Consider the following 11,242-nt stretch of genomic DNA (forward strand, 5'->3'; position numbering starts at 1 on the left):
ATGAACAAGCGGGTCGCGGTGCGTATCAACACCAGCCGGGTCCGTTCGTGGGATCACAACAAATTGGGATTGCCGGCCATGCCGCTCGCCGGTTCAACTGCACCGGCCTGACGGTCTACGAGCGCTTGCGGGAAGAGCTTGTACCCCCGATGGGATTCGAACCCACGCTACCGCCGTGAGAGGGCGGCGTCCTAGGCCGCTAGACGACGGGGGCCGGAACGTCAGACAGCATAACCGAACGGTCAGGGCCGACATAATTGCTGGGGTACCAGGACTCGAACCTAGAATGGCTGAACCAGAATCAGCTGTGTTGCCAATTACACCATACCCCATTGGCGACCTATAACGGCTGGTCAGAACCAGCTATCCAGGGCCGCACAGCAGACTACCAAAGATTTCGGGCGGCTCCGTCGCGGGCCTCGCGCAGCCGGTGCAGGCTGCGTTCGGAGCCCAGCAGTTCCATCGACTCATACCGCGGCGGGCTGACCGTCGCTCCGGTGACCGCGACCCGGATCGGACCGAAGGCCTTGCGCGGCTTGAGACCCAGCCCATCGATGAGCGCGCCCTTGAGCGCCTCCTCGATAGCGCCGGCGGTCCACTCGCCCAGTCCGTCGAGCGCACCCAGTGCGGAATCCAACACATCGACCGCCTCGCCGGTGAGCTCTTTGGCGCCGGCCTTCGGGTCGATCGCATAGACGTCGTCGTTGAAGAACTTCAGCAGATCCCAGGCGTCGGAGAGCACCACCACCCGGGTCTGGACGAGTTCAGCGGCAGTCCCGAAGCCGGCCTCGTCAAGGCCGGTGTCGTGGCCGTGCTCATCGAAGAAGGACTTCACGCGACGGGCGAACTCGCCGGCGTCGAGACGCCGGATGTGTTCGGCGTTGATGGCGTCGGCCTTCTTCTGATCGAAGCGTGCCGGGTTGGAGTTGACGTCGACGACATCGAACGCGCGCACCATCTCATCGAGGGAGAAGACGTCGTGGTCATCGGCGATGCCCCAGCCGAGCAGCGCGAGATAGTTCAGCAGGCCCTCGGGCAGGAAGCCGCGGTCGCGATGCAGGAACAGGTTCGACTGCGGATCACGTTTGGACAGCTTCTTGGTGCCGTCACCCAGAACCGTTGGCAGGTGAGCATAGTGCGGAATCACCTCCCCCACTCCGATCCGGATCAGAGCCTGGTGCAGCGCGAGCTGACGGGGCGTTGACGGCAGCAGGTCCTCGCCGCGCAGCACATGGGTGATCTTCATGACGGCGTCGTCGACCGGATTGACCAGTGTGTAGAGCGGCTCGCCGGATGCACGGGTCAGCGCGAAGTCGGGAACCGTGCCGGCCGCGAACGTCGTCTCCCCGCGCACCAGATCGTGCCAGCTGATGTCGGTGTCAGGCATCCGCAGCCGCAGCACGGGTTGACGGCCCTCGGCCTCGAATGCGGCCCGCTGATCCGCGGTGAGGTCACGGTCGTAGTTGTCATAGCCGAGCTTCACATTCCGTCCGGCTGCGACGTGCCGGGCCTCGACCTCCTCGGGTGTCGAGTAGGCGAGGTAGGCCTCCCCCGACTCGAGCAGGCGGGCCGCGACGTCGCGGTAGATCTCACCGCGCTGGGACTGCCGGTACGGCACATACGGGCCGCCGACTTCCGGGCCCTCATCCCAGTCCAGTCCCAGCCACCGCAACGCGTCCAGGATCGCGGCGTAGCTGTCCTCGGAGTCGCGGGCGGCGTCGGTGTCCTCGATGCGGAACACGAACGTTCCGCCGGTGTGACGGGCGTAGGCCCAGTTGAACAACGCGGTGCGCACCAGTCCCACATGCGGGGTTCCAGTCGGCGACGGGCAGAACCGCACGCGCACAGGGGTACTCATACTCGAACCTGTCATCAGAGGCCCTTCCGGATAACCGGATTCGTCAGCGTCCCGATGCCCTCGACGGTGACGCTGACGGTGTCGCCGTGCTCGAGCGGACCGACACCGGCCGGTGTGCCGGTCAGGATCAGATCGCCCGGCAGCAGGGTCATCACCGCCGAGATCCATTCGATGATGGCGCCGATGTCATGGATCATCAGCGAGGTCCGGCTGCGCTGCCGCACTTCACCGTTGACCTCGGTCCGGATTTCCAGATCGGAGGCGTCGAGATCGGTGACGATCCACGGGCCCACCGGGCAGAACGTGTCATGTCCTTTGGCACGCATCCACTGGCCGTCGGCCTTCTGCTGGTCGCGGGCGGAGACGTCATTGGCGATCGTGTAGCCGAGGATGTTCTCGGCGGCCCGTGCCGCCGGCACGTCCTTGCAGGGCCGGCCGATCACCACGGCCAGCTCACCCTCATGGTGCACCGGAAATGCATTGGCGGGCAGTTGGATCGGCACGCCCGGTCCGATGATGGAGGTATTGGGCTTGAGGAAGATGATCGGATCCTCGGATTGCGGACCGGTACTGCCGCCCATCTCCTTGATGTGCTCGAGGTAATTCTTGCCCATGCAGACGACCTTGCTGGCCAGGATCGGTGCGAGCAGGCGGACCTCCGCCAGGGGCCAGGTCCGTCCGGTGAAAGTGGGTGTGCCGAAGGGGTGCTCGGCGATCTCGCGGGCGGTCTCGTGACCCGGCTCACCCTCGATACTGACGAAGGCGACCGCGTCGGGGCTGGCGATACGGGCTAGGCGCATTCATGACAGCCTAGTGGCGTGGTGACCGATGCGATCAGCAGCCTGCGTCGCTGGTCTCTGCTCGGTATCGCACTCGGGGCGACGTTGTTCGCCAACGTCTTCATCAACGGGACGGCCTTCCTGATCCCCACCCTGGACCGGGACCTGGGCGTGGGCACGGATCTGGCGCAGGCCGGCCTGATCTCGGCAATGCCGAAGTTCGGCATGGTGTTCACCCTGATCCCCTGGGGTTACCTGACGGACCGCCTCGGTGAGCGGTTCGTTCTGTGGGTCGGCTCGGCGCTCACTGCGGCGGCGTCAGTGGCCGCGGCGTTCTCGCACTCCCTGCTGCTCATGTCCGTCTTCTTCTTCCTCGGCGGAATGGCCGCCGCGAGTAGCAATTCCGCCAGCGGTCGGCTGGTGGTCGGCTGGTTCCCGCCCGAGCAGCGTGGCCTGGCGATGGGCATCCGGCAGACCGCGCAACCCTTGGGCGTGGGCCTGGGCGCGCTGGTGATCCCGGGCTTGGCGGCCAGATACGGCGCCGGGCCGGCCATGCTGTTCCCGGCGGCGGTCTGCGCGCTGGCCGCGGTCGTGTGTCTGTTCGCCGTCACCGACCCGCCGCGACCACCCCGCAGCGAGGCACCCGCCGCGGATCTGGCCAACCCGTACCGCGGGTCCTCGACACTGTGGCGTATCCATGCGGTCTCGGTGCTGCTCGTTGTCCCCCAGGCATTGCTGTGGACCTTCACGCTGGTGTGGCTCATCGCCGAGCGCGGCTGGTCGCCGACATCGGCGGGCGTTCTGGTGACCGTTTCCCAGATCCTCGGAGCGCTCGGACGCATCGCCGCCGGACGGTGGTCGGACCGGGTCGGGTTGCGGCTGCAGCCGATCCGCATCATCGCAGCCGTTGCGGCGACCACCATGGCACTGCTGGCTCTCACCGATGCACTGGACTCCGGATGGAGTGTCGCGCTCATGCTGGTCGCGTCGGTGATCACCGTCACCGACAACGGTCTTGCCTTCACCGCGATCGCCGAGATCGCCGGCCCGTTCTGGAGCGGGCGCGCACTCGGTGCACAGAACACCAGCCAGTTACTCGCCACCGGCCTGACACCGCCGTTGTTCGGCGCATTGATCGGGACGGCGGGCTACCCGGCCGCGTTCGCGCTCTGTGCCCTATTCCCGGTTCTGGCGATACCATTGGTGCCGGCCGACCAACCGGGTGGGCCGACACAACCGCGGGAGTCCGGGCAACCGGTCTGAGAAGGTGGCATACCGCGTCACCGACCGCATGACCGTCCGGGTAATGCCGGGTAGGGAGCGTCGACCATGACTGTGCTCTTCACGATGTGGGACTACGACATCACCGCCATCGAATTCGCCGCGGTGATCCTGGCCTTCCTGGCCATCAGCCTTGGTATCCGCGGAACCCGTTGGACGTGGCCCTTCTACTTCCTGTCGAGCCTGCTGTACGGCTGGCTGTTCGTGGAGTTCCACCTGTTCGCCTCCGCTGCCATGCAGACGATCTTCATGGCCGCGGCCATCTGGGGCTGGTTCTCCTGGGGCCGGGAAGGTGTGCAGATGCCCGGCTGGCTCACATCTGCCGCGCGTATCCGTGGCGCCGTCGCATTCGTGGTCCTGTGGGCGCTGATCGCACCACTGCTGCAGAGCATCGGCGGGGCGGCCACCTGGGGTGACGCCTTCATGCTGGTGGGGTCGATAGCCGGCCAGCTGCTGATGGTCCTGCAGAAGATGGAGAACTGGCCGGTGTGGATCGCGGTGAACACCGTCGGTGCGGTGCTCTACGCCAGTCAGGGCCTCTACTTCACATCGCTGTTCTACGCGGTCCTCATCCTGATGGCCATCGCCGGCTGGCGGGCCTGGTCATCCCGCGCCGCGGCCCACGCCCAGCCCTCGCCGTCGGCGGCCAGTGCCTGAGCTGATCTCCGTTGTTGGCGGGGAATGCACCGGGAAGTCCACTCTGGCCGAAGCTCTTGGTGGGCGACTGCCGGCGATCGTCATCTCCGAGTTCCTGCGGGAGTGGGTTGAGCGCGAGGGTCGGGTCCCGTTGCCCACCGAGCAGGCTGCCGTGATGGCCGAACACCGCGAGGCAGAGGTGCGCGCGCTGCGGCAGGCGGATCTAACCGGTCTGGACTGGGCCGTGTCCGACAGCGGTCCACTGATGACCGCGGTGTACAGCATCCAGTACTACGAGGACGACTCGTTGCTACCCCGGGCCCTGGAGTGGACGACGCGCAGCGGCTTGGTGGTGTGGTGCCAGGATGATCTGCCCTGGCAGCCCGACCCCCAGCGCGATGGGTCACACGCCCGAACAACCTCCCAGCAGATACTCGCCGGGATCTTCGCCGAGAACCCCGATCTGCCGCTGCTGAGCGTTGCCGGCTCGTTCGATACGCGGGTTGAAACCGTTCTGCACGAGGCGATTTCGGGTTAGAGCCGGGCCCGAATACGCTCGCCGACCTCTGTGGTGGACAGCTTCGCCTCGCCGCGGGTGGCAAGGTGATCGACGACCGCGGCGTCGACCCGGGCGGCCGCGGCATCCTCACCGAGGTGAGACAGCAGCAGAGCCACACTGGACACCGCGGCGGTCGGATCGGCGATTCCCTTGCCGGCGATATCGGGGGCACTGCCGTGCACAGGTTCGAACATCGACGGATTGGTTCCGGTGGCGTCGATATTGCCGCTGGCGGCCAGGCCGATCCCGCCGCTGACCGCACCTGCCAGGTCGGTGATGATGTCGCCGAACAGGTTGTCGGTGACGATCACGTCATAGCGGCCAGGATCGGTGACCATATAGATGGTGGCGGCGTCGATGTGCTGATACGCCACCTCGACGTCGGGGTATTCCCTACCGATCTCGGCGAAGATCCGCGTCCACATGCCGCCGGCGAACACCAGCACATTGTTCTTGTGCACCAGCGTCAGATGCTTGCGCCGCTTGCGTGCCAGATCGAAGGCGTACCGCACCACCCTGGTGACGCCGTATGCGGTGTTGACGCTGACCTCGGTGGCCACCTCGTGCGGGGTACCGACGCGCAGAGCCCCGCCGTTGCCCGTGTAGGGACCCTCGGTGCCTTCGCGGACGACGACGAAGTCGATCTCCGGGTTACCGGCCAGCGGGCTGGTGACCCCGCTGTAGCGACGACTCGGGCGCAGGTTCACGTGATGATCGAGTTCGAAGCGGGTCTTGAGCAGCAATCCGCGTTCCAGCACACCGCTGGGCACCGACGGATCACCGATGGCGCCGAGCAGGATTGCGTCATGGGCGCGCAGTTCGTCGAGCATTCCCTCGGGCAGCACCTCGCCGGTGGCGTGGAAACGCTTGGCGCCGACGTCGAAGTGTGTCTTCTCCACCCCGGGCAGCACCGCGTCAAGCACCAGCAGAGCCTCGGCGATGACTTCGGGGCCGATCCCGTCGCCGGGGATCACGGCGAGTTTCACGAAAGGTCCACCGTTTCCACCAGAGTCGCCTCGACCGCATCGCGGATCGCGGTCTGCACCTCGGTCGGCACATCGCGGTCGACCCGCAGCATCACGGTGGCACCGCCACCGGCGGCATCCTGACTCAGCTGCGCCGCCTCGATGTTCACGTTCGCCGCGCCGAGGATCGTTCCGATCTTGCCGAGCGCACCCGGCTTGTCGCCGTAGTGCAGGATCAGGTTCACACCCTCGGCGCGCAGATCGAAGCTGCGGCCGTTGATGCCGACGATCTTCTGCACCTCCTGGGTGCCGGACAGCGTGCCGGCGACATTGACCGCCGAGCCGTCCGGACCGACGACCCGCACATCGACCAGACTGCGATGATTCGGACTCTCACTGTGGGTGGCCAGGTCGGCGTCCAGGCCACGTTCGGCAGCCAGGGCCGGGGCGTTGACAAAGGTGACCTGTTGATCGGTCATCGTCGAGAACAGACCGCGCAGCGCCGAAAGCTTCAGCACACCAACGTCTTCCGAGGAGATCTCACCGGCTACCGTCACGGTGAGACTCTCGGGCGGCTCGGTGGCCAGCACCCCGACCAGCACGCCGAGCTTGCGGACCAGTTCCAGCCACGGGGCGACCGTCTCGCTGACCGCACCGCCGGCGACGTTGACGGCGTCGGGCACGAACTCCCCGGCCAGTGCGAGCTTGACGCTCTCGGCGACATCGGTGCCGGCCCGGTCCTGCGCCTCGGAGGTGGACGCACCCAGGTGCGGGGTGACGACGACCTCGGGCAGGTCGAACAGCGGGCTGTCGGTACACGGCTCGGTCGAGAAAACATCCAGACCGGCGGCGCGCACATGGCCGCTCTTGATGGCGTCGGCCAGGGCCTGTTCGTCGATCAGTCCGCCGCGGGCGGCATTGACGATGATCACGCCGGGCTTGGTCTTGGCCAGCGCCTCCTTGTTCAGAAGCCCGGCAGTCTCCTTGGTCTTGGGCAGGTGCACCGAGATGAAGTCGGCGCGGGCCAGTACGTCATCGAGGGGTAGCAGTTCGATCCCCATCTGCGCGGCGCGGGCCGGCGGCACGTAGGGGTCATACGCGATCACGTGGGTGTCGAAGGCGGCCAGCCGGTGGGCGACAAGCTGGCCGATACGGCCCAACCCCACCACGCCGACGGTCTTGCCGAACAGCTCCACACCGTTGAACTTGGAACGCTTCCAGGTCTTCTCCTTCAGCGTCGCGTCGGCTGCCGGGATCTGGCGCGCGGTGGACAGCAGCAGCGCCACAGCGTGCTCGGCCGCGCTGTGGATGTTGGAGGTGGGGGCATTGACCACCAGCACACCCGCGGCGGTGGCTGCCTCCACATCGACGTTGTCCAGGCCGACGCCGGCGCGGGCGATGATCTTCAGCTTCGGGGCCGCTGCGATCACCTCGGCGTCGACGGTGGTGGCCGAACGCACCAGCAGCGCGTCGGCATCGGCGACGGCTTCGAGCAGTTTCGGGCGGTCCGGGCCGTCGACCCAGCGGACCTCGACCTGATCGCCAAGGGCGGCGACGGTCGATTCGGCAAGTTTGTCGGCGATCAAAACAACAGGCAGAGTCACCTGGACAGACTAATGGGGTCTAATCAGTGAGTGGATGTCACGGTCGTCGGCAGCGGCCCGAATGGGCTCAGCGCAGCCGTCGTATGCGCCAGAGCCGGTTTGTCGGTGCAGGTACTGGAGGCCCAGCCGACCCTGGGCGGTGGCTCGCGGACCCTGCCGGACCCCGAGTTCTCCGATATCGGTCATGACATCTGCTCGGCGATCCACCCGTTGGCGCTGGCCTCGCCGTTCTTCGCCGAATTCGACCTGCGCGCCCGCGGGGTGGGGTTGGCGGTCCCGGAGATCTCCTATGCCAATCCGCTGACCGGCCGGCCGGCCGTTCTCGCCTACCAGGACCTCGAGCGCACCTGCGCGGGTCTGACGCATGGCGACTCCTGGCGGCACCTGCTGGGTCCGCTGACCGCCCATGGCGATGACGTGGTGCGCTTCCTGATCGGTGACAAGCGATCGCTACCGCCGGATCTGCCGGCCGCAGCACTACTGGCCCAGCGGATGCTCGAGCAGGGCACACCGGCCTGGGGAACCCTGCGCGGCGATGACGCCCGCGCGCTGTTCACCGGTGTCGCCGCACACACCATCGCCAGAATGCCCTCCCTGGTGGCCGCCGGCGCCGGTCTGCTGCTGGCCACCCTGGCGCACACCTCCGGTTGGCCGGTGCCGGTCGGCGGCAGCCAGGCCATCGCCGACGCCCTGATCGCCGATCTGCGCGCCCACGGCGGCGAACTGCACACCGGGGTGACGGTCACCTCTCCCCCGTCCGGTGTGGTGCTCTACGACACCGCGCCGACGGCGCTGCTGGACATATACGGCGCTGAGATGCCCGAGCGCTACGCCAAAGCACTGCGCCGCTATACCTACGGCCCCGGCGTAGCCAAGGTGGATTTCGTTCTCGCGCAGGATATTCCGTGGGCCGATACGCGCCTGTCCGGCGCGGCAACTCTACATCTGGGTGGCAGCAGAACCCAGATGGCCGAGGCCGAACGTCAGATCGCAGCGGGTCGACATGCGGAGTGGCCGATGGTGCTGGCAGCCCAGTCCTTCACCGCGGACCCCAGTCGAATCGACGCGGCGGGCCGCCGGCCGTTCTGGACCTACGCCCATGTGCCGGCCGGTTCCACGGTCGACCAGACGGCCACCATCACCGCGGTGATGGAACGGTTCGCACCCGGCTTCGGCGATATCGTCGTGGCCGCACGGTCGATCCCGGCGTCGCGGTTACACGAACATGACGCCAACTACGTCGGCGGGGATATCGGCGTGGGCGGCAACTCGGTGGTGCGCGCAATCCTGGGCCCCACCCCGCGCGTCAACCCGTGGACGACCCCGATCAAGGGTGCCTACCTGTGCTCCTCAGCCACCCCGCCCGGCGGCGGCGTGCACGGTATGAGCGGCTACTACGCGGCGCGGACGGTGCTCAAGCGGGAGTTCGGGCTAGGCGTGCCCACACTCGCCCCCTGACGCAATTCGGCGCGGTTTCCAGCGTCTGCCGCTCGAAACCGCGCCGAAATCGCGTGTGGAATTAGGCCGTGTCGGTCAGCGGCCGATCGACCCAGCTCATCAGGTCGCGCAGCTTCTTGCCGGTGACCTCGATGGGGTGCTCGGCGTTCTTCTTGCGCAGGCCCTCGAGTTCTTTGTTGCCGCCCTCCATGTTGGCGACCAGGCGCTTGACGAAGGTGCCGTCCTGGATCTCGGCGAGGATCTGCTTCATCCGCTTCTTGGTGTCGGCGTCGATGACTCGCGGGCCCGACAGGTAGCCGCCGTACTCCGCGGTGTCGGACACCGAATAATTCATCCGTGCGATACCGCCCTCGTACATCAGGTCGACGATCAGCTTGAGCTCGTGCAGCACCTCGAAGTAGGCCAGCTCCGGCGCGTAGCCCGCCTCGACCATCACCTCGAAGCCGGTCTTGACCAATTCCTCAGTGCCGCCGCACAATACGGCCTGCTCACCGAACAGGTCGGTCTCGGTCTCGTCCTTGAAGGTGGTCTTGATGACACCGGCCCGGGTACCGCCGATGCCCTTGGCATACGAAAGGGCAAGGGCCAGACCCTGGCCCGTCGGGTCCTGCTCGATGGCAACCAGGCAGGGCACGCCCTTGCCGTCGACGAACTGGCGGCGCACCAGGTGGCCGGGGCCCTTGGGGGCGACCATGCCGATGGTGACGTCAGCCGGCGGCTTGATCAGACCGAAGTGGATGTTGAGGCCGTGCCCGAAGAACAGCGCATCGCCGGCCTTGAGGTTGGGCTCGATGTCTTTCTTGAAGATCTCGGCCTGCGCGGTGTCGGGTGCCAGCAGCATGATCACGTCAGCCCACTTGGCGACCTCGGCGGGAGTGTCGACCTCCAGACCCTGCTCGGTGACTTTCTCCCGGGACTTGGAGCCCTCCTTGAGGCCCACCTTCACCTGCACGCCGGAGTCGCGCAGGCTCAGCGAGTGCGCGTGGCCCTGGCTGCCGTAGCCGATAACGCCGACCTTGCGGCCCTGAATGATCGACAGGTCGGCGTCGTCGTCATAGAACATCTCGATTGCCACGTGTGTGTTTCCTTTTCTTAGTTCCGAGCTATTTAGCGTTCGTCATACCTTTGGGGCCGCGCGACAGTGCTACCACACCGGATTGCACGGTCTCGCGGATGCCATACGGTTCGAGCACCTTCAGCAGTGCTTCGAGCTTCTCCTGGGTGCCGGTGGCCTCGATCGTCAACGACTCGGTGGAGACGTCGATGATCTTGGCGCGGAACAGGTTCACCGCTTCGATGACCTGACCGCGGGTGGCGGCGTCGGTGCGGATCTTGATCAGCGCCAACTGCCGGGCAACCATGTTGTCGTCATCCTGCTCGACGATCTTGATCACGTTGATCAGCTTGTTGAGCTGTTTGGTGATCTGCTCCAGCGGAGTCTCCTCGGCGGTGACCACGATGGTCATGCGGGACATGTCCTTCTGCTCGGTGGGACCGACCGCCAGCGACTGGATGTTGAATCCACGCCGGGAGAACAGCGCCGCCACGCGGGCCAGCACGCCGGGCTTGTCCTCGACGAGGACCGACAGAGTGTGGGTGACGGTGGTGCTCATGCGCGTCCCTCGGAGTTGTCCTCATCGAACAGCGGGCGAATATTGCGGGCCGCCATGATCTCGTCATTCCCGGTGCCGGCGGCCACCATCGGCCACACCTGAGCGTCGGCGCCGACGATGAAGTCGATCACCACCGGGCGATCGTTGATCGCGCGCGCCGCATTGATCACGTCGGCCACGTCTTCGGCACGCTCGCAACGCAATCCGACGCAACCGAGCGCCTCGGCCAGCTTGACGAAGTCCGGGATGCGCACGCCGTGCGTGCCCAGGTTGGTGTTGCTGTAGCGCTCGCCGTAGAACAGCGTCTGCCACTGGCGCACCATGCCCAGGTTGCCGTTGTTGATCAGCGCCACCTTGATCGGCACGCCCTCGACCGCGCAGGTGGCCAGTTCCTGGTTGGTCATCTGGAAGCAGCCGTCGCCGTCGATGGCCCACACCTCGGTGTCCGGGCAGGCCATCTTGGCGCCCATCGCCGCCGGAACGGCGTAA

Annotated in this window: 11 protein-coding genes, 2 tRNA genes and 1 pseudogene; 5 read left to right on the forward strand and 9 right to left on the reverse strand. The window is 66.5% G+C overall.

The window, feature by feature from the left end; all coding sequences use genetic code 11:
• Positions 1–111: pseudogene (locus ACR2JI_RS03600) on the forward strand (PPOX class F420-dependent oxidoreductase); the annotation flags it as partial.
• A gap of 30 nt (positions 112–141) precedes the next feature.
• Here the strand turns inward: ACR2JI_RS03600 and ACR2JI_RS03605 are convergent.
• From ACR2JI_RS03605 to ACR2JI_RS03620, 4 genes are all read right to left on the reverse strand, one after another.
• Positions 142–214 (reverse strand) — tRNA-Glu (locus ACR2JI_RS03605).
• Positions 215–260: 46 nt separating this feature from the next.
• A tRNA-Gln gene (locus ACR2JI_RS03610) sits at positions 261–332 on the reverse strand.
• 53 nt (positions 333–385) lie between these two features.
• Entirely contained in the window at positions 386–1,858 is a 1,473-nt protein-coding gene (gene gltX, locus ACR2JI_RS03615) for a glutamate--tRNA ligase (RefSeq protein WP_526388118.1), read from the reverse strand.
• A gap of 14 nt (positions 1,859–1,872) precedes the next feature.
• Positions 1,873–2,658, reverse strand: coding sequence for a fumarylacetoacetate hydrolase family protein (locus ACR2JI_RS03620; RefSeq protein ID WP_526388120.1), 786 nt, complete (start codon positions 2,656–2,658; stop codon positions 1,873–1,875).
• Positions 2,659–2,676: 18 nt separating this feature from the next.
• Between ACR2JI_RS03620 and ACR2JI_RS03625 the strand changes: the two genes are divergently transcribed.
• The 3 genes from ACR2JI_RS03625 to ACR2JI_RS03635 all read left to right on the forward strand — a co-directional run bounded on the left by ACR2JI_RS03625 (position 2,677) and on the right by ACR2JI_RS03635 (position 5,092).
• Entirely contained in the window at positions 2,677–3,900 is a 1,224-nt protein-coding gene (locus tag ACR2JI_RS03625) for an MFS transporter (protein WP_526388122.1), read from the forward strand.
• A gap of 66 nt (positions 3,901–3,966) precedes the next feature.
• Entirely contained in the window at positions 3,967–4,575 is a 609-nt protein-coding gene (pnuC, locus tag ACR2JI_RS03630; protein WP_526388124.1) for a nicotinamide riboside transporter PnuC, read from the forward strand.
• Positions 4,568–5,092: an ATP/GTP-binding protein gene (locus ACR2JI_RS03635; protein WP_526388126.1), complete on the forward strand. Its 525-nt coding sequence runs from the start codon at positions 4,568–4,570 to the stop codon at positions 5,090–5,092. The genes pnuC and ACR2JI_RS03635 overlap by 8 nt, the downstream gene beginning before the upstream one ends.
• Here the strand turns inward: ACR2JI_RS03635 and ACR2JI_RS03640 are convergent.
• Together ACR2JI_RS03640 and serA are read right to left on the reverse strand one after the other, a co-directional pair.
• Entirely contained in the window at positions 5,089–6,099 is a 1,011-nt protein-coding gene (locus ACR2JI_RS03640) for a 3-isopropylmalate dehydrogenase (protein ID WP_526388128.1), read from the reverse strand. The genes ACR2JI_RS03635 and ACR2JI_RS03640 overlap by 4 nt on opposite strands.
• The gene (serA, locus tag ACR2JI_RS03645) at positions 6,096–7,682 is read right to left on the reverse strand and encodes a phosphoglycerate dehydrogenase (protein WP_526388130.1); all 1,587 of its coding nucleotides are present in this window, start codon (positions 7,680–7,682) and stop codon (positions 6,096–6,098) included. The genes ACR2JI_RS03640 and serA overlap by 4 nt, the downstream gene beginning before the upstream one ends.
• Before the next feature lie 30 nt (positions 7,683–7,712).
• Between serA and ACR2JI_RS03650 the strand changes: the two genes are divergently transcribed.
• Complete coding sequence (locus tag ACR2JI_RS03650; protein ID WP_526388132.1) at positions 7,713–9,140, forward strand: phytoene desaturase family protein; 1,428 nt, start codon at positions 7,713–7,715, stop codon at positions 9,138–9,140.
• Between the two features lie 61 nt (positions 9,141–9,201).
• Here the strand turns inward: ACR2JI_RS03650 and ilvC are convergent, their stop codons facing one another.
• The 3 genes from ilvC to ACR2JI_RS03665 all read right to left on the reverse strand — a co-directional run.
• Positions 9,202–10,215 carry a ketol-acid reductoisomerase gene (ilvC, locus tag ACR2JI_RS03655; protein ID WP_526388134.1) on the reverse strand — a complete coding sequence of 338 codons (1,014 nt, stop codon included), beginning with the start codon at positions 10,213–10,215 and terminating at the stop codon, positions 9,202–9,204.
• A 28-nt stretch (positions 10,216–10,243) separates the two neighbouring features.
• Positions 10,244–10,753 (reverse strand): acetolactate synthase small subunit, encoded by a 510-nt coding sequence (gene ilvN, locus ACR2JI_RS03660; RefSeq protein WP_526388136.1) that lies wholly within the window; start codon positions 10,751–10,753, stop codon positions 10,244–10,246.
• A partial coding sequence (locus tag ACR2JI_RS03665; protein ID WP_526388138.1) for a thiamine pyrophosphate-dependent enzyme occupies positions 10,750–11,242 on the reverse strand: 493 nt, incomplete at its 5' end. The genes ilvN and ACR2JI_RS03665, both read right to left, overlap by 4 nt.

Source organism: Mycobacterium sp. (assembly GCF_051006775.1).
Taxonomy (GTDB): domain Bacteria; phylum Actinomycetota; class Actinomycetes; order Mycobacteriales; family Mycobacteriaceae; genus Mycobacterium.

Coding starts and splice junctions, on each gene's coding strand:
- pnuC (WP_526388124.1), top strand. CDS start 3,967: ATGACTGTGCTCTTCACGATGTGGGACTACGACATCACCGCCATCGAA.
- gltX (WP_526388118.1), bottom strand. CDS start 1,858: ATGAGTACCCCTGTGCGCGTGCGGTTCTGCCCGTCGCCGACTGGAACC.
- ilvN (WP_526388136.1), bottom strand. CDS start 10,753: ATGAGCACCACCGTCACCCACACTCTGTCGGTCCTCGTCGAGGACAAG.
- ACR2JI_RS03620 (WP_526388120.1), bottom strand. CDS start 2,658: ATGCGCCTAGCCCGTATCGCCAGCCCCGACGCGGTCGCCTTCGTCAGT.